Annotated in this window: 25 protein-coding genes and 1 pseudogene; 14 read left to right on the forward strand and 12 right to left on the reverse strand. The window is 70.7% G+C overall.

Annotated elements, in window-relative coordinates; all coding sequences use genetic code 11:
- The first annotated feature begins 225 nt into the window (after window positions 1-225).
- A complete protein-coding gene (locus tag RM788_RS50195; protein ID WP_315928731.1) occupies window positions 226-1,428 on the forward strand; it encodes a UDP-N-acetylglucosamine--N-acetylmuramyl-(pentapeptide) pyrophosphoryl-undecaprenol N-acetylglucosamine transferase in 1,203 nt (400 codons plus the stop codon).
- A gap of 271 nt (window positions 1,429-1,699) precedes the next feature.
- On the opposite strand, the gene RM788_RS50200 is transcribed toward RM788_RS50195, so the two are convergent.
- From RM788_RS50200 to RM788_RS50215, 4 genes are all read right to left on the reverse strand, one after another.
- Window positions 1,700-2,203 carry a hypothetical protein gene (locus tag RM788_RS50200; protein WP_315928733.1) on the reverse strand — a complete coding sequence of 168 codons (504 nt, stop codon included), beginning with the start codon at window positions 2,201-2,203 and terminating at the stop codon, window positions 1,700-1,702.
- A gap of 160 nt (window positions 2,204-2,363) precedes the next feature.
- Window positions 2,364-3,353: a pectinesterase family protein gene (locus RM788_RS50205; protein WP_315928735.1), complete on the reverse strand. Its 990-nt coding sequence runs from the start codon at window positions 3,351-3,353 to the stop codon at window positions 2,364-2,366.
- Complete coding sequence (locus RM788_RS50210) at window positions 3,350-4,039, reverse strand: glycoside hydrolase family 12 protein (protein ID WP_315928737.1); 690 nt, start codon at window positions 4,037-4,039, stop codon at window positions 3,350-3,352. Before RM788_RS50210 ends, RM788_RS50205 begins: the two co-directional genes overlap by 4 nt.
- Before the next feature lie 541 nt (window positions 4,040-4,580).
- Window positions 4,581-5,225, reverse strand: a complete 645-nt coding sequence (locus RM788_RS50215) for a TetR/AcrR family transcriptional regulator (protein ID WP_315928739.1) — start codon at window positions 5,223-5,225, stop codon at window positions 4,581-4,583.
- 126 nt (window positions 5,226-5,351) lie between these two features.
- On the opposite strand from RM788_RS50215, the gene RM788_RS50220 reads away from it, so the two are divergent.
- A complete protein-coding gene (locus tag RM788_RS50220) occupies window positions 5,352-6,893 on the forward strand; it encodes an MFS transporter (protein ID WP_315928741.1) in 1,542 nt (513 codons plus the stop codon).
- 75 nt (window positions 6,894-6,968) lie between these two features.
- On the opposite strand, the gene RM788_RS50225 is transcribed toward RM788_RS50220, so the two are convergent.
- From RM788_RS50225 to RM788_RS50235, 3 genes are read right to left on the reverse strand one after another with little or no spacing between them, the layout of a single operon-like run.
- Entirely contained in the window at window positions 6,969-7,559 is a 591-nt protein-coding gene (locus tag RM788_RS50225; RefSeq protein WP_315928743.1) for a LysE family translocator, read from the reverse strand.
- A gap of 48 nt (window positions 7,560-7,607) precedes the next feature.
- Entirely contained in the window at window positions 7,608-8,420 is an 813-nt protein-coding gene (locus tag RM788_RS50230; protein ID WP_315928745.1) for a maleate cis-trans isomerase family protein, read from the reverse strand.
- Entirely contained in the window at window positions 8,417-9,799 is a 1,383-nt protein-coding gene (locus RM788_RS50235) for a TrpB-like pyridoxal phosphate-dependent enzyme (protein ID WP_315928747.1), read from the reverse strand. Before RM788_RS50235 ends, RM788_RS50230 begins: the two co-directional genes overlap by 4 nt.
- Window positions 9,800-10,488: 689 nt before the next feature.
- Between RM788_RS50235 and RM788_RS50240 the strand changes: the two genes are divergently transcribed.
- From RM788_RS50240 to RM788_RS50260, 5 genes are read left to right on the forward strand one after another with little or no spacing between them, the layout of a single operon-like run.
- Window positions 10,489-11,970 (forward strand): AMP-binding protein, encoded by a 1,482-nt coding sequence (locus RM788_RS50240; protein ID WP_315928749.1) that lies wholly within the window; start codon window positions 10,489-10,491, stop codon window positions 11,968-11,970.
- A complete protein-coding gene (locus RM788_RS50245) occupies window positions 11,971-12,222 on the forward strand; it encodes an acyl carrier protein (protein ID WP_315928751.1) in 252 nt (83 codons plus the stop codon).
- Between the two features lie 17 nt (window positions 12,223-12,239).
- Window positions 12,240-12,614 carry an ectoine synthase gene (locus RM788_RS50250; protein ID WP_315928753.1) on the forward strand — a complete coding sequence of 125 codons (375 nt, stop codon included), beginning with the start codon at window positions 12,240-12,242 and terminating at the stop codon, window positions 12,612-12,614.
- Window positions 12,615-12,629: 15 nt separating this feature from the next.
- Complete coding sequence (locus tag RM788_RS50255) at window positions 12,630-13,784, forward strand: acyl-CoA dehydrogenase family protein (RefSeq protein WP_315928755.1); 1,155 nt, start codon at window positions 12,630-12,632, stop codon at window positions 13,782-13,784.
- Between the two features lies 1 nt (window position 13,785).
- Window positions 13,786-14,487 (forward strand): transglutaminase-like domain-containing protein, encoded by a 702-nt coding sequence (locus tag RM788_RS50260; protein ID WP_315928757.1) that lies wholly within the window; start codon window positions 13,786-13,788, stop codon window positions 14,485-14,487.
- A 106-nt stretch (window positions 14,488-14,593) separates the two neighbouring features.
- Here the strand turns inward: RM788_RS50260 and RM788_RS50265 are convergent, their stop codons facing one another.
- Window positions 14,594-15,418, reverse strand: coding sequence for an alpha/beta fold hydrolase (locus RM788_RS50265; RefSeq protein WP_315928759.1), 825 nt, complete (start codon window positions 15,416-15,418; stop codon window positions 14,594-14,596).
- Window positions 15,419-15,684: 266 nt separating this feature from the next.
- Between RM788_RS50265 and RM788_RS50270 the strand changes: the two genes are divergently transcribed.
- A complete protein-coding gene (locus tag RM788_RS50270) occupies window positions 15,685-15,951 on the forward strand; it encodes a GlsB/YeaQ/YmgE family stress response membrane protein (RefSeq protein WP_315928761.1) in 267 nt (88 codons plus the stop codon).
- A gap of 74 nt (window positions 15,952-16,025) precedes the next feature.
- On the opposite strand, the gene RM788_RS50275 is transcribed toward RM788_RS50270, so the two are convergent.
- Together RM788_RS50275 and RM788_RS50280 are read right to left on the reverse strand one after the other, a co-directional pair.
- A complete protein-coding gene (locus RM788_RS50275; protein WP_315928763.1) occupies window positions 16,026-17,690 on the reverse strand; it encodes a catalase in 1,665 nt (554 codons plus the stop codon).
- The gene (locus tag RM788_RS50280) at window positions 17,687-18,169 is read right to left on the reverse strand and encodes a Fur family transcriptional regulator (protein ID WP_315928765.1); all 483 of its coding nucleotides are present in this window, start codon (window positions 18,167-18,169) and stop codon (window positions 17,687-17,689) included. Before RM788_RS50280 ends, RM788_RS50275 begins: the two co-directional genes overlap by 4 nt.
- A gap of 77 nt (window positions 18,170-18,246) precedes the next feature.
- Between RM788_RS50280 and RM788_RS50285 the strand changes: the two genes are divergently transcribed.
- The 4 genes from RM788_RS50285 (at window position 18,247) to RM788_RS50300 (ending at window position 22,069) form a co-directional block, all read left to right on the forward strand.
- On the forward strand, window positions 18,247-18,642 hold the full coding sequence (locus RM788_RS50285; RefSeq protein WP_315928767.1) for an ankyrin repeat domain-containing protein: 396 nt from the start codon (window positions 18,247-18,249) through the stop codon (window positions 18,640-18,642).
- An 86-nt stretch (window positions 18,643-18,728) separates the two neighbouring features.
- Window positions 18,729-19,463 carry a histidine phosphatase family protein gene (locus RM788_RS50290; protein WP_315928769.1) on the forward strand — a complete coding sequence of 245 codons (735 nt, stop codon included), beginning with the start codon at window positions 18,729-18,731 and terminating at the stop codon, window positions 19,461-19,463.
- On the forward strand, window positions 19,441-20,316 hold the full coding sequence (locus RM788_RS50295) for an NAD(P)H-hydrate dehydratase (RefSeq protein WP_315928771.1): 876 nt from the start codon (window positions 19,441-19,443) through the stop codon (window positions 20,314-20,316). Before RM788_RS50290 ends, RM788_RS50295 begins: the two co-directional genes overlap by 23 nt.
- 544 nt (window positions 20,317-20,860) lie before the next feature.
- A complete protein-coding gene (locus RM788_RS50300) occupies window positions 20,861-22,069 on the forward strand; it encodes a cytochrome P450 (RefSeq protein ID WP_315928773.1) in 1,209 nt (402 codons plus the stop codon).
- Between the two features lie 85 nt (window positions 22,070-22,154).
- Here RM788_RS50300 and RM788_RS50305 read toward each other — a convergent pair whose 3' ends face one another.
- Together RM788_RS50305 and RM788_RS50310 are read right to left on the reverse strand one after the other, a co-directional pair.
- Complete coding sequence (locus RM788_RS50305; RefSeq protein ID WP_315928775.1) at window positions 22,155-22,328, reverse strand: CsbD family protein; 174 nt, start codon at window positions 22,326-22,328, stop codon at window positions 22,155-22,157.
- A gap of 80 nt (window positions 22,329-22,408) precedes the next feature.
- Complete coding sequence (locus RM788_RS50310) at window positions 22,409-23,227, reverse strand: zinc-binding metallopeptidase family protein (RefSeq protein WP_315928777.1); 819 nt, start codon at window positions 23,225-23,227, stop codon at window positions 22,409-22,411.
- A 118-nt stretch (window positions 23,228-23,345) separates the two neighbouring features.
- Here RM788_RS50310 and RM788_RS50315 point away from each other — a divergent pair.
- Window positions 23,346-24,809 (forward strand): annotated as a pseudogene (locus RM788_RS50315) (aminotransferase class I/II-fold pyridoxal phosphate-dependent enzyme).
- Window positions 24,810-24,891: 82 nt separating this feature from the next.
- The gene (locus tag RM788_RS50320) at window positions 24,892-25,512 is read left to right on the forward strand and encodes a flavodoxin family protein (protein ID WP_315928779.1); all 621 of its coding nucleotides are present in this window, start codon (window positions 24,892-24,894) and stop codon (window positions 25,510-25,512) included.
- Window positions 25,513-25,526 lie beyond the last annotated feature (14 nt).

Below are 25,526 nucleotides of genomic sequence, written 5' to 3' on the forward strand. Positions count from 1 at the left end.
CCCCGGCCGGGGTGGTCGCCCGCGCGGCCACCCCGGCCCCTCCACCGCGCTCCCACGACGACCCGGCGGGCGTCGAACCGGCCCGCGGCGAACACCGGCGGGATCGCCTGTCATCGGGGCCCGGCGACGTCCGGGGGTCGGCACGCGCCCTGCTATCGTTCCGCGCCCGGCGATGATCGACCTCCCCGGCGCGGACGAATCCAGGACACCCAGATTGGCACCTCGATGAACAGTGGCATCGGCCATGGTCCGACCGGTACCGCCCGGACGTTCCGCCTGATCGTCACCGGCGGCGGCACCGGCGGCCACGTCTACCCCGCCCTCACCACCGTGCGGGCCCTGCGCGCCCGGCTCGCGGCCACCGGCCGCGCCCTCGACGTCCTCTGGGTCGGCTCGACCGCCCCGGACTGCCTCGAAGGCCGGGTGGCCAAGGAGGCGGACATCGCGTTCGAGTCGGTCGCCACCGGCAAGATCCGGCGCTCCGCCAACCCGCTGAAGATGCTCTCCCCGGCCAACGCCAAGGACATGGCGCGCGTGCCGCTGGGCATCCTCCAGGCCCGCAGGATCGTCAACGACTTCGCCCCGGACGTCGTGCTGGCCACCGGCGGCTACGTCGCCGTCCCGGTCGGCTTCGCCACCAGCATGTGCGGACGGCCGCTCGTGATCCACGAGCAGACCGTCCGCCTCGGCCTGGCCAACCGCAAGCTCGCCCCGAAGGCCGCGCGGGTGGCCGTCTCCTCGGCGTCGACGCTGGAACTGCTGCCGGAGTCCGTGCGCGCGACCGCCACCGTCACCGGCAACCCGGTGCGACCCGAGGTCTTCACCGGCCACGCCGGACGCGCGGTCCAGGCGCTGGGCCTGGTGGGGCGCTTCGACTCGCGGCGGCCCACCGTCTACGTCACCGGCGGCGCCCAGGGGTCGGAGCAGATCAACACCCTGGTCGCCGACATCCTGCCGTGGCTGCTCCAGCACGCCAACGTCGTGCACCAGTGCGGTCCCAAGCACGTCGACGCGCTCCGTGCGCGCACCGCGGGACTGCCCCCGGAGTTGGCCGCGCGCTACCTGCTCACCGCCTACGTCGGCGCCGAACTGCCCGACGTGCTCGCGCTGGCCGACGTGGTGATCTCGCGCAGCGGCGCCGGCACGCTCGCCGAACTCACCGCACTGGGCAAAGCCGCCGTGTTCGTCCCGCTCGCGACCTCCGCGGGCAACGAGCAGTGGCACAACGCCAAGCAGTTGCACGACGCGGGGGCGGCCGTCGCCCTGCTCGGCGAAGCGACCTCGCAGGCGCTGGGGGACGCGGTCGGCCCCCTGCTCACCGACCCCGCCCGACGCGCGCAGGTCGCCGAACGAGCCCGTTCACACGGTCAGCGCGACGCCGCCGAACGACTGGTCAGCGTTCTCCTCGAAGCCGCGGCGGGCCGGTAGAGCCACCTCGGCGCCCGCCTCAGGCGCGGGGGCGCAATACGAGGAAAGCGCTGTCCGCAAGGCTGCGCACGGTTTCGCCGCCGTTCACGCCGCGACCGAGCCGCGCGGGACGACGGGCGCATGGCCGGCCCGTGCCGTCGGTACGCTGAAGTGGGGGCGGCCCGCAGGTCCGGTCCTGCGCCGCACTCCCGTTGCGCGCCAGGTCATCGGACGCGAGCCAGGACGCCGTACCGGTCCGGCGGGACCGGCACGCGCGGTTCCACCGGTGGGCTCAGTACTGGACGATGGTGTGGAAACCCCGGTCGGCGGACTTGCCCGTGGGGTCGAACGTGCGGATCCACAGCCCGTTCTTGGTGCCGACCCTGGGGGCGACGGTGATCAGTCCGGGAGGCGATTCGTTCGCGGCCAGGAGCGCGGCGACGCCGATGGTGGCGGCGTAGGTGCCCTTCGTGATGTCCTTGCCGAAGAACACCTCGTAGGTCCCCACGTCGATGCGGTTCGCGTAGGTCACCTCGTAGCTCTGGCCGAACGCGATGGCCCCCGTCGGATCGATGACGGCGGACACGGTCTCCCGGACGCCCTGGGCGGAGGGGCCGCCGACGACGTCGACGTGTTCGAGGGCTTTACCGCTCACCGGCGGTTGCACGGCGGGCTTCCAGGCGTCGGACCCGGTGTCGGCACCCGCGTTCGCGATGCTCGCCATTCCGACCACCAGCAGGAGCAGCGCGGCGAGCCAGGCGGCGACCCGCACTCCCACCCCGCGTAAGTCAGGCATGTGTCTCCTCGTTGCAGGACAAAGGTTTCGGACCACGAGTGTGGCACCGATCAGACGGCCCGTGGGGGTTTGCCGCAACCGGATTTTCGGGATTTCCGTTGTGGAGCAACGCTTTCAGGACCATCCGCCCGCGCGCTCGGGTGGATGGTCGCTGCCGGGCTCAGCCCGCCGGGTTCCAGCCGTCGGAACCCGCGAGGTACTTCTGCGGGGTGTAGGTCGCGGCCTGCGAGGACGACAACTGGGGCCGGTTGGCGTTGGTGCCCGCGCCCGCCCCGGTGTTGGCGTACTCGAAGAACCGCGCGGACTTCCAGGTCGTGGTCCCCATGTCCGTCCACGGCTGCGCGGTGCGGACGTGCGCGCCCAGCGTGGACTCGCGGATGACCACCTGGGCCTGGTTGGCCGTGCCGTTGGGACTCCACGGCCTGCCCAGGTACACCGTGCCCGCCGCGGCGTTGGAGGTGAACGTGCACTTGGAGAACAGGAAGCCGTAGGTGTTGTTGCGGTCGGTCGCGGCGGCGGTGACGTAGCCGTTGTTGCTCGACGAGCCGCGGGAGAGCGAGTGGATCGTGGAGTTGGCGAACACCATCGTGCCGAGGCCGAAGATGAAGTCCACGTCGCCCTCGACGTAGGAGTTGCGGAAGTACTGCCGGAAGCGCGAGGTGTAGGACGGGCCCCACGACAGCAGCGTGTCCTGGTTGCCCAGCACGCGCACGTTGTCGTACACCTGCCGGTCGCCGTTGGCCGCCAGCGCCACCGCCTGCTCCGAGGACGCCCCGGTCTCGGCGAAGTCGTTGTTGAAGGTGACCGCCCGCACCGTCGTGCCGGGCGAGTTGATCGTCACCGTCGCCGACGTCAGGGTGCTGCCGGTGTCCTTGGCCGCCTTGTTCATGACGAGGACGACGTCGGCGGGGTTGCCGGTCGCGCCCTGGATGACGAGGTTCGACTTGGCCGCCGGGATCGTCACCGTCTCGCGGTAGGTGCCGCGGGCGATGGAGATGGTCGTGCCCGCGGACACCGCGTTCACCGCCGCCTGGAGCGTGCGGTAGTTGCCGCTGCCGTCGGCGGCCACGGTCACCGTCGCGGCGTTGGCGGTGGCCGTGGACAGGCCCAGCAGGAGTGCCGCCGCGAGGACGGTCGAGAGGGCCCTCATGACGTCACCGAGTAGCTGTTGGCCGCGAAGTCCATGCCGCCCGACGAGGAGGTGATCTCGAAGCCGAACTGCACCTCGCCCACGGTCACGTCGCCGTACCAGCCCTGCGACCCGATCCACTTCAGCACCGCGAGCACGTCCACCGTCCCGGAGTTGGTGTTGCCGGTGCGCAGGAACGAGAACACCTGGTTGGCTCCGTTGGAACCCTTGTACACGTCCCAGGTGTGCCCGCCGACCGACACCGTGGTCTGCTTCGACCCGAGCGGTCCCACCGCGCCCTGCTTGTTGACCCAGATCATGATCTCGTAGGCGTTGTTCTCCGCCCAGATGTCGTAGGCCGTGGCGTAGGCCCCCGAACCCGGCCTGCTGACGTTGAACGAACTCGACAGCCTGCCCAGCGCGCTGACCTTCTTGTTGACCGCCTTCGCCGAGTGCGGGTACGCCTTCACCCCGCCGGTGTTGGGGTGGTTGGCCCACACGCCCCAGTTGCTGTAGGAGTTCGCCCAGATCGTCTGCGGCCCGGCGCCGCCACCCCACACGTCGTTGCGGACGGTGTAGCCGCCGTTGGACCACGTTCCCCACTTGTCGGTGGACGACCACGTGGCGGCCCGCGCCACTCCGGCCGCGCCGATCAAGCCCACCACCAGGAGGGCCGCCGTCACAGCCGATCTGATTCCGTTGACCATGGCTCCGCTTTCCGGGGCGCTGTCGCCCGAGTGATCGCGAGCGGTTCGGCCGAATGGTTCCGACCGGTGTCCGCGCGAGTGTCGAATGTGCGGTGGCGGTACCGATCACTATCGCTTCGCCGTCGACCCCGTGTCAATCGGAAAGGGTTGTTCCGAGGGATTTTTCGCGTGTTCGATGAATTCGACCGCGTATTCGACCACGGTCGTCACCGGCCATGGCGATCGTCCGAGGTGCGCACGGGGTGCAGGCGGTCGCCGGTGCCGTGCCATGTCGAGGGGGAGGGGCGGGGCGGTCGACCGGTCCGCAGGTCGAGTGCTTCCGCTGCCAAGACCGGGTTCACATCCAGGAATTCCGCCGCCGGACAACCGCGGCTGGAATGGCGCGATGTCGGCATCGCGATGGCGATCGGCCCGATTTCCCCTTTCGTGCCGGAATCGCTTCGGCATCCCACGGGGAAACCGGGGCGTATTCGCCGTCCGATTACCGTCGTCGATTCCCGTGCGGCGCGATCGGGTCGATCGGAGCCGGGCGGGCGTGGCCTCAGTCCGCGGGCAGGAGGGCGCCGACCAGGCGCTGGATCGGCCCGAGGAGGTCCTGCTCACCCGCCGAGGCCAGCGGTTCCAGCGCGGCCGACGCGCGGAGCATGACGATGCCGAAGGTCGCGGCGAGCACGATCTGGGCCTCCAGCACCAGCGACCCGCTCCCGGCGCTCCCCGGTCGCCCGCCCGCGGCCGCGGCGAGGCGTTCGGCGAAGGTGCGCAGGACGTCGACCCGGATCCGGTCGGCGCCCTCGTCGCCCGAGGAGCGCAGCAGCAGCATGAGCCTGCTCGGATGCCCGTCCGCGTCCGGTCCCGCGAGCCGCCTGGCGATGGCGAGCGGCACCTGGGCGAACGGCATGTCCTCGTCGACCGTGCGCCCGAGGTCGTCGACGGCGCAGGTCAGGCAGGACTCGAAGAGCCCTTCCTTCGACGTGAAGTAGCGGTTGATCAGCGCGACGTTGACACCCGCGTCGTCGGCGATGTCCCGCACGGTGGCGCCCGCGTACCCGTCGCGGGCGAACCGGCTCCGGGCGGCGTCGAGCAGGAGCCGCCGGGTGTCGGCCGCGTTGCGGCGACGGCGTCCGGACAGCTCCGCGACGGGTTCGCTCCGGTCGGGCGCCTCGGGCTCCGGGGCGGATGTCGTCATGAGCTTCCTTTCGTCCCATTTGTAGGGTAGCGCCCCGGCAGTGTGACGTAAACGATTGTTGACTTCGCTGGTCGGGGAGCGATACTAGGGCAAGTCATCAATCGTTTACATCGCATCGAGGGACCCATGACGTACACCATCGAAGAGGCGGGCGCCGCCTTCCACCAGGACGGCGGCCGCGACACCGGCCGTTCGAGCACGACGATGCTGGTGCTGTACCTGTCGTTGGGTGGTCTGGCGTTCGCGGTGCTGCAGTCGCTGGTCGCCCCGGCGCTGGGGACGATCGGGCGCGACCTGAACGCGTCGACGGCGAGCAGCAGCTGGATCATCACGGCCTACCTGCTCTCCGCGTCGGTCCTGACGCCGATCCTCGGCCGCTACGGCGACATGGTCGGCAAGCGCAAGGTCCTCATCGGCGTCCTCGCGGCACTGGCCGTCGGCACCGCGCTGGCCGCCCTGTCCCCGAACCTGACCGTGCTCATCGTCGCCCGCGCGCTCCAGGGCGCGGCGGGCGCGATCCTGCCGCTGTCGATCGGCATCGTCCGCGACTCGATGGACCGGGCGAAGGTCGGCGTCACCGTCGGCCTGCTCTCGGCGATCTTCGGCATCGGCGCGGGCGTCGGCATCGTCGCCGCGGGCCCGATCGTGGAGAACCTGTCCTGGCACTGGCTCTTCTGGCTCCCGCTGGTCCTGGTCGTCATCGCCCTGCTCGGCGCGATCTTCGGGATGAAGGAGTCCCCGGTGCGCGCGCCGGGACGCCTCGACGTGCTCGGCGCGGGCATCCTGTCGGTCGGCCTGGTCTCCCTGCTCCTCGCGATCAGCAAGGGCCAGGGATGGGGCTGGGGCGACGCGAAGACCCTCGGGCTGCTCGCGCTCGGCGTGGTCGCGCTGGTCGTGTTCGTCCTGGTCGAACAGCGGGTCAAGGAGCCGCTGATCGACATGCGCCTGATGAGGATCCGGGGCGTGTGGGCCACCGACGTGGTCGCGCTGGCACTCGGCTTCGCCATGTTCGGCACGTTCGTCCTGATCCCGACGCTGCTCCAGCTGCCCGCGGCGTCCGGCGTCGGGTTCGGCAAGTCGGTGTCGCAGGCGGGTCTGTTCCTGCTGCCCACCGTCGCGATGATGGTCGTGTTCGGCCCGGTGGCCGGGATCCTGAACCGCCGGTTCGGCCCCAAGGTGCCGATGTTCACCGGCACCGTCCTGGTCGTCTGCGCGTTCGCCCTCGCCGCCGTCGGGCACGGCGCGCTGTGGCAGGTGCTGGTCTCCGGCCTGCTCACCGGTGCCGGCATCGGCTTCGCGTTCGCGGCGATGTCCAACGCCATCATCGAGAGCGTCCCGGCCGCGCAGACCGGTGAGGCCACCGGCGTCAACACCATCGCCCGGACCATCGGCAGCAGCATCGGCACCGCCGTGATCGCCGCGATCCTCACGTCGTACACCTCGCCGAGGGGCCTGCCCACCGACGAGGCCTTCACCGTCGGCTTCTGGGCCTGCGCGGGCGTCGCCGTCCTCGCCGTCCTGGCCGTGCTCGCCCTGCCGTCGGCGCACCGCCGCCACGTCGAGGCCGTCGCCGCGGGCATCGAGGACCTGCCGCCCGAGCCCGAGGAGATCCACCTCCCCGGCCTGCACCCGCACCACGACCAGGCCGAGGACGGCTCGCGCCGCTGACCCCCTCCGCACTCGGCGCCGTGGCCGTGTCCGACCGCATGGCGGATGGGCACGGCCACGGCGCGTGGTGCGGGGTCAGGCCTGGCTGATCGAGGCGGCGACCGCGCCGAGCAGGAGGTAGACCAGGCCGCTCGACAGGTCGAGGCGCCGCCGCGCGGTCGCCGTCCGGCGCAGCCGCCCGGCCAGCACGCTGGCCAGCAGCGCGTACGACCCGTCGCTCAGGATGCCGAGCACGATGAACCCGATGCCGAAGATCAGCAGCTGCTGCGCGACCGAACCCCGTGCCGGGTCGACGAACTGCGGCAGGAACGCCACGAAGAACACCAGCGTCTTCGGGTTGAGGATGTTGACCAGCACGCCCTGTCCGAAGATGCGCGCGTTCGACATCTGCGGCGGCTCCTTGACCGAACCGTCGTCGGTCTTCTGCAACCACAGCTTCTGCACGCCGAGCCAGACCAGGTAGGCCACGCCGACCCACTTGACGATCTGGAACGCCGTCGACGACGCCAGCAGGAGCGCGGACATCCCGAGCGCCGTCAGGAGCACGTAGAAGATGGACCCGACGTGGATGCCGAGCACGGACAGCAGCCCCGCGGCCCTGCCCTGCGCCACGGTTCTGGTGACGATGTAGACCACCGCCGGTCCGGGGACCACGAGCAGGGCCACCGTGGCCGCCGCGAATAACAGCAGTGTCGAGATCGTGGGCATGTCGTCCTAACCAGCCGTCGTCGTTGACAGGGAACGGGAGAACAGCCTGCCGACCCCGAGGCTCGGGTCGTGCACCCCCGCCATGCGCAGGCACTGCCACAGGCACGCCTGGTTGGAGGTGACGACCGGGACCCCCAGGTCCCGCTCCAGCGGTTCGACGGCCTCCAGACTGCGGAAACCGCTTCCCGGTATGAGTATGCCGTCCGCGTCCGCGGGCAGGGAATCCCTCGCCTGCCGGTACACCTCCTCCGGCCGCACCTCCCACTGGCCGCCGAGGTCCCAGATCTCGAACGTGTCGCGATCGCTCCAGCCGGCACCGAGGTCGAACCGCATCTGGCCGGAGAACGGGTGTCCCGTGTCCGCGAAGTAGCGTTCGGCCGCCGCGTAGCTCGTCGCGGTGAACCACGGCGGGCTCACGAGGTGCGGCCGGGAGATGCCGAGCGCGCGCATCGCATCGAGCATCGCGAGCGGCGCGGTCGTGACCGGGGTGCCGCCCGCCCGTTCGGTCGCCTGGTCGCAGAACCGCTCGTCGAACCCCGCCCCGGCGAGGAAGCTGCTCGACCCGAAGCACAGGCAGATGACGTCCAGCCGCAACTGGCCCAACTGCTCCAGCCCCCGTGCGATGTCGGGGGAGTCCGCGAGCGCGGCGGCGTGGTCGCCCTGGAAGTCCGAGCCCGGCTTGCGCGGGCTCTCGAACCGGGCGGTGTAGACGGCGACGCCGGGCGGGGCCATCGCCCGCATTTCGGCCTCGGGCACGGGATCCTTGTGGATGACCAGGATCCCGATCCGCGCGCGCCAGCCCCAGCCGTCGTCCGTCACGTCGCCGACCTGGTGAGGTCCCAGGTCTGCTCGGGGATCGACTGCCGCGCTTGCCGGAGGGTCTCCTCGTCCAGCACGGTGTCGTCGAGGTCGCCCGCGAAGTAGCGCTCGTAGGCGGTGAGGTCGAAGTGCCCGTGCCCGGAGAGTCCGAAGAGGATGGTCTGGGACCGGCCTTCCGCCTTGCAGCGCAGCGCTTCGTCGATCGCGACGCGGATCGCGTGCGTCGACTCGGGCGCGGGCAGGATGCCCTCGGCGCGCGTGAACTGGATGGCGGCGTCGAAGCAGCGCTTCTGGGTGACCGCGATCGCCTCCATGAGCCCGTCCTCGACCACGCGGCTGACCATCTGCCCCATGCCGTGCGCGCGCAGGCCGCCCGCGTGGAACGTCGGCGGGACGAAGCCGTGCCCGAGGGTGTGCATGCGGAACAGGGGCGTGAAGCCCGCGCTGTCGCCGTAGTCGTAGGCGATCGTGCCCCTGGTCAGTGTCGGGCAGGCGGCGGGCTCGGCGGCGATCACCCGCACGTCCCGGCCGCCGCGCAGCTTGGCGCCGAGGAACGGGAACGACAGGCCCGCGAGGTTGCTGCCGCCACCCGCGCACCCGACGACGATGTCCGGGTAGTCGTCGGCGAGTTCGAACTGGAGCATCGCCTCCTGGCCGATGATCGTCTGGTGGCCGAGGACGTGGTTCGCGGCGCTGCCGAGGACGTAACCGAGGGAATCGTCCTTGGAATGCGCTTCCAGGGCCTCGGAGGTCGCGATGCCGAGGCTGCCGGGGGAGTCCGGGTCGGCGGCCAGCACCGCGCGGCCCGCGGCGGTCTCCGGACTCGGGCTGGGCACGCAGACCGCGCCGAAGGTCTCCATCAGCGAACGCCGGTAGGGCTTCTGGATGAAGCTCACCTTCACCATGTACACCTTGGCGGACATGTCGAACATCGCCGCGCTCTGGGCGATGGCGCTGCCCCACTGGCCCGCGCCGGTCTCGGTGACCAGGCCCCGCTTGCCCGCCTGCTTGTTGTAGTACACCTGCGCGACCGCGGTGTTGGGCTTGTGGCTGCCGGTCGGCGCGACGCCCTCGTACTTGTAGTAGATGCGCGCGGGCGTGTCGAGCAGCGCTTCGAGCCTGCGCGCCCGGAACAGCGGCGACGGCCGCCACTGCGCGTAGATCTGGCGGACGGGTTCGGGGATCTCCCACTCGCGCTCGGTGCTGAGCTCCTGCTCGATGATCGGCTCCGGCATCGTGTGGGCCATCTCGTCCCTGGTCACCGGCCTGCCGGTCGCGGGGTTGATCGGCGGGTGCAGCGGAGGCAGGTCCGCGGCGAGGTTGTACCAGGTCGAGGGGATGTCGGCTTCGTCAAGCAGGTACTTGATCCGGTCGACCATCAAAACCTCCATAATTCGCGTCACAAGACAGCGTTGTAGTGGTGCGCGGATATTCTTGCGACTCAGGTAGGGCTGGCTGCTCCGAACGGCGGGCGCGCATTCTCCACAGCCCAAAACCGATCCGACCGCAGCGACGTTAAGACCATGTTTCGTGGCCGACAAGGTCCAACCAGGTGACGGCCGAGTGAGTGACCATCACACGGATCGCCGAATCCGATCGCTCGGTGCGGGCGCTGGTCCGCATCACGCGCTGTGTCGTCCTGCCCTGGTCGCAGCCGGCTCCCGGCACTGTTTCCGCTGGTTGTGCCGTTGCCTCGCGGGAGGGCTGTGACGTGCGGTCCCGCGCCCGCCGTGACTACGCATAGCGTGCGACGCGCGGCGGACCGATAGGGAAAGTATGGACCATTGGGTAGGGCGTGGGATGAAACCCTGTCACCGACAGTCGTATTAACAGCACGTTCTTAACACTTCGAGTTCGTCGGAACTACGGGTTTGCGCAAATGATCAATCTTTCCCGAATGGGCATCTGCGTTACGACGAACGGTGCTTGCCGGCAGTCCGGGGTTCGTGTTGTATCGGGTTTTGGACAGGGCGTGTCGAATGAATGTGAACGCCCGTAATTTCCTCTCATCCATTTTTCGCATCCATCGCAGGCATCCTGCGCATCATTCTCGGGACAGGTGGGTCGAATGACTGTTTCGCGAAGTCGGATCGTGCCCGCGCTTCTGGAGCACGCCGGGTCCCGTCCGTCGGCGCCCGCGCTGCTCTGGCGCGGCACGCGGGTCGGGTACGGCGAGCTCGCGGCGATGACCCGATCGGCGGCCGCGGCCGTGGCGGGGCTCCCGCCGGGGCCGGTGGGCGTGGTGGCGGAGAAGACGCCGGAGACGATCGCGCTCGTCCTGGGCTGCCTCGCCGCGGGCCGCCGGGTGCTCCTGCCCGCGCCCGCCCTGCCCGTCCCGACGCTGAGCGGGCTCTACGAGCGCGCGGGATGCGTCGCGGTGGTGGCGGTGCCGGGTGGCACGAGCAACGCGGCCCGGCTCACCACGGTGGTCGTCGACGTGCACGCGAACCCGGCGCACGACGCGGAACCGGGCCGGGACGGCGACCCGGAAGCCGACGGGACCGCGTTCCTGCTGACCACCTCGGGTTCCACCGGCGCCCCGAAGATCGTGCCGCTCACGTCGGCGGCCGTCGACCGGTTCGCGCTGTGGGCGGACGGGGAGTTCGACCTCGGCCCCGGCAGGCGGGTGCTGAACTACGCGCCGCTCAACTTCGACCTCTGCCTGCTGGAGGTCTGGGGCACGGTGCGCGCGGGCGGCTGCGTCGTCCTGGCCGACCCCGACCGCGCCACCGACGGCGCCGCGCTGCTCGACCTGCTCGTCGGCCAGGACGTGCACGTGGTCCAAGCGGTGCCGCTCTTCTACGAGCTGCTCGCGGCCGTCCCCGGCGCACGGGTCGACGGGGTCGACCGGGTCGTCGTCACCGGTGACGCGTTCCGGCCCGACCGGCTCCCCGCGCTGCGCGCGCTGTTCCCGAACGCGCGGATCGACAACGTCTACGGCTGCACCGAGACCAACGACAGCTTCATCCACGAACTCGGGTCCGACCTGTCCGAGATCCCGATCGGCACCCCGCTGCCGGGCGTGCGCGCACTGCTGGTGCACGAGGACGGCACCGTCCTGCACGGCCCCGGAGTCGGTGAACTCCTTGTCAGCACACCGTTCCAGACACCCGGCTACCTCGACTCGCCGAACCGGTTCGTCCCGCACCCGGACGGCGCGGACGACCTGCGCTACTTCCGCTCCGGCGACCTGGTGCGCCGCACGGCGGCGGGCGCGCTCGTCGTCGAGGGGCGGATCGACTTCCGGGTCAAGGTCCGCGGCCAGCAGGTCGACACCCAACAGGTGGAGCAGGTGCTGCTCGACCACACCGGTGTGCTGGAAGCCGCCGCGGTCGCCGTGCCCGACCAGCGCGCGGGCAACCGCCTGCACGTCGTGGTCCGCACCGACGGCACGGTGAACAGCCTGGTGCTGCGCCGCCACTGCGCCGAACGGCTGCCCCCCGCGGCGGTGCCGTCGACGCTGCGGATCACCGAGGATCCGCTTCCCCGCACGTCCACCGGAAAGGTGGATCGCAAGCACATCACCACAACCATGGAACTGGTGATCTAGTTGGACCACACGGCCGTCATCACCCGGTACATCGTGGACGAGTTCCTGCCGGACGTCGGCGTCGGCGACCTCACCGCGGACTACGACCTGTTCGCAGGCGGGGTCATCGACAGCCTCGCGCTGCTGAAGGTCATCGACTGGCTCGGCACCCGATTCCGGCTGAGCCTCGACGACGTCGAACTCTCACCCGACAACTTCCGCACCATCGACGACATCAACGCGTTCATCGGCGCCGCCGGTGGGCAGCAGTAGAGAAGGAGTGCACCACGATGATTGTTCGCACGATCGCCGACGCGAAGGTCGTGGACTGGGGCAACGGCCTCAGCCGTCGGTTCCTGCTCTCCGGCGACGGCCTGGGCTACTCGATCACCGACACCATCGTCACCGCGGGGACGAAGTCCAGGCTCCAGTACCGCAACCACCTCGAGGCCTGCTACTGCATCGAGGGCAGCGGCGAGGTCGTCGACATGGAGGGCAACAGCTTCCCGTTGACGCCGGGCACGCTGTACGCGCTGGACAAGAACGACGCGCACTACCTGATCGCGTCGAAGGAGGGGGACATGCGGCTGGTGTGCGTGTTCTCCCCGGCACTGCACGGCGACGAACGGCACTCGCTGGACGCGGCGGAATTCTCCCACTACTGATCGGCTGGTGTCAGCGTGCTCGACTGGACCGAGGACCAACAGGACCTGCGCGCCGGGGTCCGGCAGTGGTGCGACGCGCTCAACGTCAACGGCCTCGATCGCGAACGCGCGGCCAGGTTCGACCGCGACGCGTGGAAACTGGTCCGCGGGACGGGCGTGCTGGGCCTGCCGTTCGGGACGCAGTGGGGTGGGCTGGACCAGAGCCTGCTCACGACGATGTACGTGCTGGAGGAGTTCGGCCACCGCTGCCACGACGGTGGGCTCGGCTTCTCGGTCACGACGCACATGGTCAGCGCCGGGGTGCCGTTGCAGCGCTTCGGTTCCCCGGCGCTGAAGGACCGCTACCTGCCCGGCGTGTGCGACGGCTCGACGATCGGCGCGCACGCGATCAGCGAACCGGGCAGCGGCTCGGACGCGCTGAACATGCGCACCACGGCCGTCCGCCGCGGTGACGACTGGGTCCTCAACGGGAGCAAGGCGTTCGTCAGCAACGCCCCGGTGGCCGACGTGATCGTCGTCTACGCCAGGACCGACCCCACCGCGGGTCCGCTCGGCGTGACCGCGTTCCTCGTCGAGACCACCATGGCGGGGGTGTCGGTGGGCAGCCCGATCGAGAAGATGGGGCTGCGGACCTCGCCGTTCGCCGAGGTGTTCCTGGACGACTGCGTCGTGCCGTCGGCCAACGTGATCGGGCGGGCGGGCAGCGGGTTCCTGGTGCTCGACCACGTGATGAAGTGGGAGATCCTCTGCTCGTTCATCGTCAACGTCGGCCAGATGCGCCACCGGCTGGAGCGGTGCGTCGACTACGCGCGGACCCGGACCCAGTTCGGCGCGCCGATCGGCTCCTTCCAGTCGGTGGCCAACAGGATCGTCGACATGCGCACGGCGACCGAGACCGCGGGCCGCTGGCTGTACGACACGGCCGAGCGGATGGAGCGCGGCCACAACGTCACGATGGACATCGCGACGAGCAAGCTGGTGGCCAGCCAGGCCAACGTGGACACCGCGCTCGCCGCGATAGAGGTGTTCGGCGGCAACGGGTACACCGCCGAGTACGGCCTGGAAGCGGAGCTGCGCAACGCCGTGCCAGGGGTGATCTACTCGGGCACGTCCGACATCCAGCGCAACAGGATCGCCAAGATGCTGGGCCTCGACAAGGGAAAGGTGTGACGTGGACGAGACGACCCTCGCCCCGACCGAACTGCTGGACCACGAGTCGCGGCAGGTCCGCGAACTCGTGGACCGCACCGTCGGCGACGAGTCCGACCCCACCGCCCGCGCGGTGGCCCTGTTCTACGCGGTCCGCGACGGCATCCGCTACGAGGTGTACCAGAGCGACCTGTCCAGGAACGGCATGCGGGCGAGCGCGATCGTCGACCGCGGCTTCGGCTTCTGCATCCACAAGTCCCTGGTGTACGCGGCGGCCGTCCGCGCGGCGGGCGTGCCGAGCCGGATCGTCCTCGGCGACGTGCGCAACCACCTGGCCTCACCCCGGTTGCGCGAACTCGTCGGCGGGGACCTGTTCCGCTTCCACTGCCTCACCGAGGTCTACCTGAACGACCAGTGGATCAGGGCGACGCCGGTGTTCAACAAACTCCTGTGCAGGCTCTACCGGATCGCCCCGCTGGAGTTCGACGGGGTGACCGACAGCGTCTACCACCCGTACGACGAAAAGGGTCGCAAGCACATGGAGTTCGTCCACTGGCACGGCAGTTTCGACGACTTCCCGTACGACCTGGTCGTCAACGGCATCCGGGACGCGCACCCGCTCCTGTTCGAGAACAGCCAGCACACGACGGCGGGTTCCCTGGAGGCGGAGTCCGCGGACCAGCGCAGGTTGCTGGCGCGGAGCACCGCGGCCACGGAGCGGTAGCCGGTTGCGGGACGGGGAATCCGGTGGACACCTCGTCACGCCGGTGTCCGGCACCTCGGGCGGACCCTCCCGCCAACCGCGTCGGTGGGAGGGGCCGCCCTGCCGGTCATCGCTCGCGAGCGAGGTCGTCGACGAACTCCGCCAGCAGGGCGGCGAACCGCTCCGGCGCCTCCTGGTGCGGGGCGTGGCCCGCACCCGCGATCAGCTGGACCTCGCCGCGCCACAGGGCGGGGATGTCCAGCTTCCGCAGGTAGTCGAGGCTCACGAGCTGCTCGTCGGCGCCCTGGAGGATGGCCAGCGGTCGGCGGAGCGCCGACACGACGGCGATCTCGTCGGCGAACCGGCCCGCCCCCGCGCTGGCTCCCAACCCCGTGCGGGCGGCGCCGTCGGTGGCCAGGATGTCGGACACGAACTCGGTGGTGTCGAACGTCGAGCCCGGTGCGAGGAAGCTCTCCGCGGCCAGCTTCGCCTCGGCCTCGCCGACGTGCGCGGTGAAGAGCGCGCCCATCGCCGGGTTCGGCAGGAACGCCTCGGCCATCTGCGCGGGTGACGCGATCGGTGGCGCGCCGAAGATGACGAAGCCGCGCGCGTCCGGCAGCGACGGCGCGGCCTCCATCGCGATCTGCCCGCCCAGGCTCCAGCCGACGACGACCGCGTCGGGGATGCCCAGCTCGTGCACGAAACCGGTCAGCACGTCCGCGTACCCCGGCAGCGAGTAGTCGGCTTCGGCGCCCGCCGGATCGGACTTCCCGTGTCCGGGCAGGTCCAGCGCGACGCAGCGGAAGCGCCCGTCGAGCCCACCGCGCACCACCGGGAGCCAGGTGTTGGCGGAGGACGAGTTGCCGTGGACGAAGACGACCGCGGGACCGTCCCGGTCGCTCCGGTCGGCCGAACTGTCCAGGTAGGCGATCCGCTGTCCCCTGATCTTCACGCTCGACTGCTCCACTCGACGCCCCCTGTTCGCGCTGATCGCCGCCCGCGCTGTCTTCGTGCCCTGTGAGGAGGCGAACCGTAGGGAGGAGCGGTTGGAGCGGGCAAGTGCGTCGCGGTCAATCGTGGATTTACCGGCGTGCAAGGAGGGGCGGAACATCCGGCGGCAAAGACGTGTTTGGGACCCGCGTCCCCTGGGAACACCTCGTCCGAGCAGGACAAGAGCAGCAACGGTCCGTCGTTGTCGCCGGTGGAAGGGAAGTCGTCGTGGGTATCTTGGGTTGGATCGTTCTGGGTCTCATCGCGGGTGCCATCGCCAAGGCGATCATGCCGGGCAAGGACCCCGGTGGCATCGTCATCACGATGCTGATCGGCATCGTCGGCGCCATCCTCGGCGGCTTCATCGGCCGCGCGCTGTTCAACAGCGACATCAACAGCTTCTTCGACCTGAGCACCTGGCTGCTGGCCATCCTCGGCTCGCTGGTGCTGCTCGGCATCTACCGGCTCGTCACCGGTCGGCGCGCACACGCCTGACCCGACAAGCACGAAGGGGAGCCCCGGCCGCGCACAGCGGCCGGGGCTCCTTCTTGTAGGCGTGTGCCGGATTCCTAGCGCTCCACCGCGACCCGTTCGTCGGGCACACAGTGGGTCATCTCGCGGCCGGCCACGTCACGCGGGCCGTTCTTGCCGAGGTTGCCCGCCCTGGCGTGCTCCTCGTCGGTGAACTCCTGGGTGGCCAGCGGTTCCAGGTGCCGGACGTCGTCGGGCGTGATGCCCAACCCCTCGCCCACGCGCAGGCCCAGTTCGTCCTCGGCCATGAGCAGGTGCCACACCATGCGCTCCTGGATCGGCCGGTCGCACTGGCCGAGCGCGTCGACGAGGTTGGCGACCAGGTCGTCGCGTTCCCACTGCTGCGACAGCAGGTAGCGCTCACCGGCCTGCTGGTAGTCGTTGGTGCGCGGGATGCGCTTGCGGGTCAGCCTGCCGGTGATCTCCGGGCCCTGCTCGTCGTGGGCCGGGTGGTCGGCCTCCCGCAGGCCGCCCAGGATCGACGGCTCGTAGTTGACGTGCGGGTTCTGGCCCTCGCCGAGGTCCACGCCGTAGGCCATCTGACCGTCGCGCTGGTTGGTGGCGACCCTGGTCCGCGCGGCGTTGACCGGTAGTTGCAGGTAGTTGGGGCCGACGCGGTAGCGCTGGGTGTCGCTGTAGCTGAACGTGCGGCCGACGAGCATCTTGTCGTCGGAGAAGTCCAGGCCGTCGACCAGGACGCCCGTGCCGAACGCGATCTGCTCGTTCTCGGCGAAGAAGTTCTCCGGCGCGCGGTTGAGGACCATGCGCCCCACCGCCCGCAGCGGGAACTGCTCCTCGGGCCACACCTTGGTGTCGTCCAACGGGTCGAAGGCGAGTTCGGGGTGGTCGTGGTCGTCCATCAGCTGGACGGACAGCTCCCACTCCGGGTACTCGCCGCGCTCGATGGCCTCGTACAGGTCGCGGGTGTGCGAGCCGAGATCGGTGGCCTGGACGTTCGCGGCGTCCGCGGCGGTGTAGGACTTCACGCCCTGCTTGGGCGTCCAGTGGTACTTCACCAGCTTCGTGTCGCCCGCGGCGTTCACCCACTTGTAGGTGTTCACGCCGAAGCCCTGCTGGGTGCGGTAGCTCGCCGGGATGCCCCTGGGGCCGAACACCAGCGTGACCATGTGCAGCGCTTCCGGTGTCTGGCTGAGGAAGTCGAAGGCGCGGTTGGGGTCCTGGCGCTCGAAGGTGACCGGGTCCGGCTTCTGCGAGTGGATGAAGTCCGGGAACTTGATGGCGTCGCGGATGAAGAAGACACCCAGGTTGTTGCCGACGAGGTCCCAGTTGCCGTCCTCGGTGTAGAACTTCACCGCGAACCCGCGCGGGTCGCGGGCCACCTCGGAGGAGTCCCGGCCGCCCGCCACGGTGGAGAACCGGACCGCGACGTCGGTGCGCTTGCCCTTCTCCTGGAACAGCTTCGCCCTGGTGTAGGCGGAAATCGGTTCGCCACCAACGGTGCCGTGGGCTTCGAAGAAGCCGAACGCGGTCGCGCCACGAGCGTGCACGACCCGTTCGGGGATGCGTTCGCGGTCGAAGTGGCTGATCTTCTCCAGGAACTGGTAGTTCTCCAGCGTCGCGGGCCCGCGGGCGCCCACGGTGCGCTGGTTCTGGTTGTCGTGGACCGTGTGCCCCTGGCGGTTGGTCAGCACCGACCGCTCGGCGTCGCGGTCGGGTCGTTGTGAGGATGCGGTGGTCATCATGCGCCTCTCGTGCTGGAGTGCGTGGACGGACCCGGTCGGTCACCGGCCTGCTTCGCGCAATCGGGGCAGGTGCCCCAAAAGGTGATCTCCGCTTCGTCGACGACGAAACCGGAGCGCTGCGAAGGGGACAGGCAGGGGGCGTCACCCGTGGTGCAGTCCACGTCCGCGGTCCTGCCGCACGCGCGGCAGACCAGGTGGTGGTGGTTGTCCCCGACGCGCGCCTCGTAGAGCATCGGGTGACCCGCGGGCTCGATCCGGCGGAGGACCCCCGTGGCGGAGAGCGCGTCCAGGCAGTCGTACACGGCCTGGACCGACAACCCCCGCCCCAGCAGGGTCCTGGTGCGTTCGGCCACCTGCGCGGCCGTCAGGTGCTCGTGCTCGACTCCGGCGCTGTCGAGCACCTGGATGATGGCCACGCGCGGCTTGGTGACGCGCAGACCCGCTGCGCGCAATCTCGAGTCCGGTGACTGGTCCGGCATGTCCTCCAGGGGAGCGCACAACCTGGAACCGTGCAAGTCGAGCGGCGCCGGCCTCCCCGCACCAGTACCGTTTCCCCGTGGCAGAAGAACTCACCGACACCGAACTCGACTACCTGCGCTCCGTGCTCGACCTGGCGCGCGCCGGCGACACCGACCGGCTGGCCGAAGCCCTCGACGCGGGTGTGCCCGCCAACCTCACCGGCGCCACGGGCGACTCGCTGCTGATCCTCGCCGCCTACCACGACCACCCCGACACCGTCCGCGCGCTGCTCGACCGCGGCGCGGACACCGGGCGGGTCAACGACCGGGGCCAGACCGCGCTCGGAGCCGCCGTGTTCCGCCGTTCGGCGGAAAGCGTGACGGCGCTGCTCGCCGCGGGCGCCGATCCGGCCCTGGGCGGCCGTTCGGCCCTCGACATCGCGAGGTTCTTCGAACTCCCGGAGATGACGGCCCTGCTCACCGCCGATCGCTGACCGGTCGACCACGTCTTCGCCGCGGTCGATTTCCCCGATCGTGGAAGGGGGTTCTCGACGCGCCCGGAACGGGTACCTCCCGCCTCGTGACGGATCTCGGATGGGTCGGAGTGGTCAGGCACGGCGAGAGCACCGGCAACGTCGCCAGGGAGGCGGCGGAGGACGCCGGGCTCGACGTCATCGACATCGCCGAGCGGGACGCGGACGTGCCGCTGTCCCCGCGCGGCGAGGAGCAGGCGGCGGCCGTGGGGAGGTGGCTGGCCGCACTGCCCGGCGGGCAGCGCCCCGACGTGGTCGTGTACTCGCCCTACCAGCGGACGCTCAGCACCGCGGCGCTCGCGATCGGCGAGATCGACTACCGCCCCGTGGAGCTGGTGGACGAACGTCTGCGCGACCGCGAACTGGGCGTGCTCGACCTGCTCACGACGCGCGGGGTGGCCAACCGCTACCCCGACGAGTTGATCCGCAAGCAGCGGCTCGGCAAGTTCTACTACCGGCCGCCGGGCGGCGAGTCGTGGGCCGACGTGGCCCTTCGGCTGCGGGCGCTCCTGGCGGACCTCGAACGCCGCCACCCCGGCGCGCGGGTGCTGCTGTTCGCCCACGAGATGACCGCCTACCTGCTGCGGTACCTGCTGGAGGGCATCGCGGAGAAGGAACTCCTGGTCATCGCGCACGACACCGTCGTCGCCAACGGGTCGGTGACCTCGTGGGCGCGCGAGGACGGCGGATTCCGCCTGCAGCACGAACACGCCACCGAACACCTGCGGGAGCAGGGCGTCCAACCGACGGAGAGCGAAGATGCCGAAACCGACTCGGTCTGAGCCCACACCGATCACCTCCGCGCTGCTGCGCGAGTGGACGCCGCCCGACGCCGGGACCGGCACCGTGCTCGTCGTCGGCGGCGCCCGGCGGTCACCGGGGGCGGTCCTGCTCAGCGGCATCGCCGCGCTGCGCACCGGCGCCGTGACCCTGCAACTCGCGGTGGTCGACCGGCACGCCTCCGCGCTCGGCCTCGCCGTGCCCGAAGCGCTGGTCGTCGGACTGCCGGAGACGGACGACGGCGCCGTCTCCAGCGCCGCCGCCGACGTCCTCGCCGACCTCGTCGCCGACGCGCGGGCCGTCGTGGTGGGGCCGGGGCTCGCCGACGCCGACGAGACCGGCGCGCTGCTCGAACGGCTGCTGCCGCTGATCGGCGAGGACACCCGCGTCGTGCTCGACGCGTTCGCGCTCGGCGCGCTCGGCAACCACCCCGAACTGGCCAAACCGGTGCACGGCAGGCTGGTGCTGACACCCAACACCATCGAGGCCGCCTACCTGCTCGGCCGCCCGAACGCGCCGGTCGACGACTACGTGGCCGCGGCCGTGGAGATCGCGGGACGGCACCAGGCCGTGGTGAACCTGATGGGCGTGGTCGCTGAGCCGGACGGACGGGTGTGGACCGACGGGGCTGGGCACGTCGGGTTGTCGACCTCGGGCAGCGGGGACGTGCTGGCCGGACTCGTGGGCGGCCTGCTCGCGGGCTCGGCCGACCTCGCCCAGGCCACGTGCTGGGCGGGCCACGTGCACGCGATGGCGGGCCAGCGGCTGGTGCCCAGGACCGGGCTCACCGGGATGCTGGCGCGCGAACTGCTGGACGAGGTGCCGTTGGTGTTCGCGGAGCTGCGGGCCGGGTAGTCCCGGCGTGTCGGCCGCCGCGACCCGCTGTGTCGGGATGTGGTCTCTGTGCTGGTCAGCATAGTGCTGTACGCACACGTTGTGACACATCCTCACTTCGGCGATCGACGCTGACCGACGCCGTCCGGCGGCTCGTGCCGCTCGGCCCGCCCGGCGACGCCGTGGAAGGGCACCGATGACTGACGAGGATCGCGCCGTGGCCGACGATCCGCGATCCTCCGCGCCGGTCGGCGCCCCACTGGCCGCTCCCGTCCCGGGGTGAAGTTCAAGGAGGTTGGGTCGGTCGGCGGGTACTCGACCACCTGGCCGGGACCCGGAAGCGCGGTGAACGACGAGCACCGTCCACTTCGGAGCGACGAGGGCGGACCCGCACGGGATTCCGCGGCCCCGGCCTCCGGTGCGACACCCGGACGGCGCTGCTCCGACCGGTGGACAGCGGTTCCGCGCGATGGCACCGCTTGTAGGGTGGGGCGAACCTCTTCCGACGGCTTCACCGTGAGCTGCTCCGCTCTGCTCGGAAAGCGGTTCCACTGAGGAGGAGCACGTGGACACCACTCGACCCGAACCCCTGTCCTACCCGTTCAACCGGTCGGACACCCTCGAACTCGACGAGCGCTACGCCCTGTTGCGCGCCGAACCGTCCATGGCCAGGGTGAAACTCGCCTACGGCGACGAGGCGTGGCTGGCCACCCGCTACGCGGACGCGCGCTTCGTGCTCGGGGACGCCCGTTTCAGCCGCGTGTTACCGCCCGGCCGCGACGAGCCCAGGCTGGGCGAGCAGAACCTGACCGCCGGGATGCTGTCGATGGACCCGCCGGAGCAGACCCGGATCCGGCGCCTGGCGACGAAGGCGTTCACCAACCGCGGTGTCGAGGCGCTGCGCGCCGTCGCCGTCGAGGTCGCCGACGACCTCGTCACCCGGATGATCGAGGAAGGTCCTCCGGCGGACCTGGTCGCGAACTTCGCCGTCCCGCTGCCGGTGACCGTCATCTGCACCCTGCTCGGCGTCCCCGTCGAGGACCACCCGCTGTTCGCCGAGTGGTCCGAGGGCTTCCTGTCCGCGACCGGCCTCACGCCCGCGAAGATCGCTGAGCACCAGGGCAACCTCTGGCAGTACATGGCCAAGCTGCTCGCCGAGCGCACGACCGACCCGAAGGACGACCTGCTCAGCGCGCTGGCGCAGGTGCGGGAGAGCGACGACCGCTTCACCGGGCAGGAGATCCTCCAGCTGTCCGCGGGCCTGCTCGCCGCGGGCCACGAGACGACGATGAGCCAGATCCCCAACTTCGTCCTCACCCTCGTCCAGCACCCCGCGGAACTCGCCCGGATCAAGGAGGACCCGGCGATCATCCCGCAGGCGGTCGAGGAGCTGATGCGCTACGTCCCCCTCGGCCTCGGCTCCGCGTTCCCCCGCTACGCCAAGGAGGACGTCGAAGTCGGCGGCGTCCTGGTCGAGGCGGGCGAAGCGGTCCTGGCCGCGATCGGGTCCGCGAACCGCGACGACACCGCGTTCCCGCACGCCGACACCCTCGACGTCACCAGGCAGGGTGGTACCGGCCCGCACATCGGTTTCAGCCACGGCGCCCACCACTGCCTCGGCGCCCCGCTGGCCCGCATGGAACTCCAGGTCGCGCTCTCGACCCTGGTCGGCCGCCTCCCGAACCTCCGCCTCGCGGTGCCCGAGGAGCAGTTGCGCTGGAAGCAGGGTGGTTTCATGCGCCGGTTGACGGAGATGCCGGTCAGCTGGGGGTAGGCGGAGCGGCGATCTCCAGAGCCTGCCCCGAAACGCGCCACGGCCGGACGGCGTTGTGCCGTCCGGCCGTGGAATCCAAGTGCGATCAGCTCTTGAAGACGTCCTTGACCTTCTCGGCCGCCTGCTTGAGGTGGCCCTTCGCCTGGTCACCCTTGCCCTCGGCTTCCAAGCCCTCGTCGTCGGTCGCGCTGCCGACGCCTTCCTTGGCCTTGCCCTTGAGTTCGTCGGTCTTGGCGTCGAACTTGTCGTCGAGTCCCATGCTTGGCCCTCCTGGTTCGCAGCAGCGGATGTGGAGCCCGGATGCCCCGCGCGGCGGGACGGCAAACTCACGCCGGCCTGTCAACCCCCCAACTCGGCCACGCCGTCCTCCCAGCGCCGCCGCCGCTGCTCGGCGGTCTGCTCCCACCACGGCGTGCCGCGTTCGCCGAGCGCCACCTTCGCGATCCCCACCCGTGCGCGCGCGGACGCCGGATCACCTCCGGAGCGCAGCGCCCGGCCGACATCGCGGCGCGCGGCCATGAGCGCCTTGCGCAGCACCGCGGCCACGTCCTCGGGGATCTCCGGGTCGGTGGCGCGCCAGCGGCGGCCGGAGATGACGACGAAGTGCCCGTCCTCGGTCTTCTCCACCGATTTGTCCTGTTGTGCCACTGCGGATCCTCGCTGTTCTGCGGCGGTGGCGAACTCCGGCGTGAGGTCGGAGAGGTCGGCGTCCACGATGGCCACGAACGGGTGGATGGCGGGTACGACCGTGCTGACGTTGCCGATGCCCGAGGAACACACCGGGCTCCGGTTCGGGAGCGGGATGCCGAGCGCTGCCAGGTGCTCCCCGAACAACGAGGACAGCACGTCGTTGTCGCGGAAGTGGCCGTAGGGCGCGCGGACCCGCTCCACGTCCGCGGTACGTTCCGGTGGCCGTGGCGATCCCGCCCACCGCCGTGGTGACCTGGCCGACCAGGTCCTCCAACGCCGTGGTCGTGAGCCCGCGCAGCCCGAACCGCCCTCCGCCAGCTCCGTGCACAGCCGGTCGGCGACCCGGTGCTCCTCGAAGGCCGTCTCGGGAGCGCCGCGCAGCGACGTCGCCACGTCCCACACCCGCTCGCTCCCGCGGTCGACCTCCTCCGCGACCAGCGCGTGCCACCGTTCCGGTTCGTCCGCCAAACCCGCCTCCTCGCGTCGCCGGTTGAAGTACCCGCCGGACCGGGTCCCAACCGGTGCGTTCACCCTTTCGGGGGATGGCTGGTGTTTCGCGTCGGGCGGGCCCGGCAACTCCGGCGGCATGGACCACGATCGCGCGCCCGTCCTCGAAGCGCTGAAGGCGTTCCACGAGCAGGGCTTCACGCCGTTCAACCCACCCGGCCACCGCCAGGGCAGGGGCGTCGACCCGAGGGTGCTCGACGTCGTCGGCGAAGCGGTGTTCAAGTCCGACGTCATCGCGATGAACGGCCTGGACGACCGGTTGTCGAGCCGGGGCGTGCTCGAACACGCCCAGGAGCTGATGGCCGACGCGGTCGACGCCGAGCACGCGTTCTTCTCCACCTGCGGCAGCTCCCTGTCGGTCAAGAGCGCCATGCTGTCGGTCGCGGGCCCGCACGAGAAGCTGCTGGTCGCCCGGCAGTCGCACAAGTCGGTGGTGTCGGGGCTGATCCTCAGCGGGGTGGCGCCGGTGTGGGTGCGGCCGCGCTGAGATGCCGACCTGCACCTGTCCCACCCGCCGGGTGTCGAGGACGTGCGCGCGGCGTTCGAGGCCGAACCCGACGCCAAGGGCATGCTGCTGGTCACGCCCACCGACTACGGCACCTGCGGTGACATCGCGGCGATCGCGGAGGTCTGCCACGAGTTCGGCAAAACGCTGATCGTGGACGAGGCGTGGGGCGCGCACCTGCCGTTCCACCCGGACCTGCCGCCGTGGGCGATGGACGCGGGCGCCGACGTCTGCGTGACCAGCGTGCACAAGTCCGGCTCCGCGGTCGAGCAGAGTTCGGTGTTCCACCTCCAGGGCGGCCGGGTGGACCCCGCGGTGCTCAAGGCGCGCGAGGACCTGCTGGGCACCACCAGCGCCAGCTCGCTGGTGTACGCGACGCTGGACGGCTGGCGCAGGCAGATGGTGCAGAACGGCCGCGAACTGCTCACCGCGGCGCTCGCGCTGGTGCGGACCGTGCGTTCCGGGATCGACGCGGTGCCGGGGCTGGCGGTGATGGGGGAGGAGTTCGTCGGGGAGGGCCTGGCGACGTCGTTCGACCCGCTGAAGGTCGTCGTCGACGTGTCCGGGCTCGGCATCAGCGGCTACCAGGCCACCGACTGGCTGCGCGAGCACCAGCGGGTGACCCTGGGCCTGTCGGACCACCGCCGCGTCGTGGCGCACCTGACCTACGCCGACGACGAGGAGACCGGCGCGATCCTCGTGCGGGCGCTGGACGCCCTGCGCCAGGCGAGCCGGAGCCTGCCCGCGCCCAAGCCGGTGGACCTCCCGTCCCCGTCGGACCTGGAACTGGAGACCGCTATGCTGCCGCGGGACGCGTTCTTCGGCGAGGTGGAGCAGGTGGACGCCCAGGACGCGGTGGGGCGGATCTCGGCCGAGATGGTCACGCCGTACCCGCCGGGCGCGCCCGCCGTGCTGCCCGGTGAGGTCATCACCAAGGCCGTCGTCGACTACGTGCGCAGCGGACTGGCGGCGGGCATGGTCCTGCCCGACCCCGCGGCCGCCGACCTCAAGTCCTTCCGGGTCGTCGCCCGGAGGTGACGCCGCCGGGGGCTGCGATCGGGGGTCGCCCGATCGGATCGAGGTGGTGTGAGCCGCCCCGGTCGCGGGTAAGTGGCCTGGTATGACCACTTCGACACCGCCGCTGCACGCGCTGGCGCTCATCTGCACCCTGTCCCCCTCCCCGTCGGAGTCGAGCAGCCAGCTCATCGCCGACCAGGTGCTCGCCGCGCTGGCCGAGCACGGTGTGACGGGGGAGAGCGTCCGGCTCGTCGACCACGACGTGAAGCCGGGCGTGCTCACGGACATGGGCGAGGGCGACGCCTGGCCGTCGATCCGGGAGCGGATGCTCGCCGCCGACATCCTGCTGGTCTCCACGCCGACGTGGATGGGGCAGCACAGCAGCGTGGCGCAGCGGGCGATGGAGCGCCTGGACGGCGAACTGTCCGAAAAGGACGACGAGGGCCGGTTGTCGACCTACGGCAAGGTCGGGATCGTGGCCGTGGTGGGCAACGAGGACGGCGCGCACAAGATCAGCGCGGACCTCTTCCAGTGCCTCAACGACGTCGGCTTCACGATTCCGGCCGGTGGCGTGACGTACTGGAACGGCGAGGCGATGCAGGGCGAGGACTACAAGGACCTGGACGGGACGCCGGAGACCACGGCGGGCACCACGAAGACCCTGGCGGCCAACTCCGCCCACCTGGCCCGGCTGCTCAAGGCGGCGCAGTACCCGGCGAGCTGACCGCCCGCGGTGTG

The organism is Umezawaea sp. Da 62-37 (assembly GCF_032460545.1).
Lineage (GTDB): Bacteria > Actinomycetota > Actinomycetes > Mycobacteriales > Pseudonocardiaceae > Umezawaea.

Coding starts and splice junctions, on each gene's coding strand:
- RM788_RS50195 (WP_315928731.1), top strand. CDS start 226: ATGAACAGTGGCATCGGCCATGGTCCGACCGGTACCGCCCGGACGTTC.
- RM788_RS50200 (WP_315928733.1), bottom strand. CDS start 2,203: ATGCCTGACTTACGCGGGGTGGGAGTGCGGGTCGCCGCCTGGCTCGCC.
- RM788_RS50205 (WP_315928735.1), bottom strand. CDS start 3,353: ATGAGGGCCCTCTCGACCGTCCTCGCGGCGGCACTCCTGCTGGGCCTG.
- RM788_RS50210 (WP_315928737.1), bottom strand. CDS start 4,039: ATGGTCAACGGAATCAGATCGGCTGTGACGGCGGCCCTCCTGGTGGTG.
- RM788_RS50215 (WP_315928739.1), bottom strand. CDS start 5,225: ATGACGACATCCGCCCCGGAGCCCGAGGCGCCCGACCGGAGCGAACCC.
- RM788_RS50220 (WP_315928741.1), top strand. CDS start 5,352: ATGACGTACACCATCGAAGAGGCGGGCGCCGCCTTCCACCAGGACGGC.
- RM788_RS50235 (WP_315928747.1), bottom strand. CDS start 9,799: ATGGTCGACCGGATCAAGTACCTGCTTGACGAAGCCGACATCCCCTCG.
- RM788_RS50240 (WP_315928749.1), top strand. CDS start 10,489: ATGACTGTTTCGCGAAGTCGGATCGTGCCCGCGCTTCTGGAGCACGCC.
- RM788_RS50250 (WP_315928753.1), top strand. CDS start 12,240: ATGATTGTTCGCACGATCGCCGACGCGAAGGTCGTGGACTGGGGCAAC.
- RM788_RS50275 (WP_315928763.1), bottom strand. CDS start 17,690: ATGATGACCACCGCATCCTCACAACGACCCGACCGCGACGCCGAGCGG.
- RM788_RS50280 (WP_315928765.1), bottom strand. CDS start 18,169: ATGCCGGACCAGTCACCGGACTCGAGATTGCGCGCAGCGGGTCTGCGC.
- RM788_RS50295 (WP_315928771.1), top strand. CDS start 19,441: ATGCCGAAACCGACTCGGTCTGAGCCCACACCGATCACCTCCGCGCTG.
- RM788_RS50305 (WP_315928775.1), bottom strand. CDS start 22,328: ATGGGACTCGACGACAAGTTCGACGCCAAGACCGACGAACTCAAGGGC.
- RM788_RS50320 (WP_315928779.1), top strand. CDS start 24,892: ATGACCACTTCGACACCGCCGCTGCACGCGCTGGCGCTCATCTGCACC.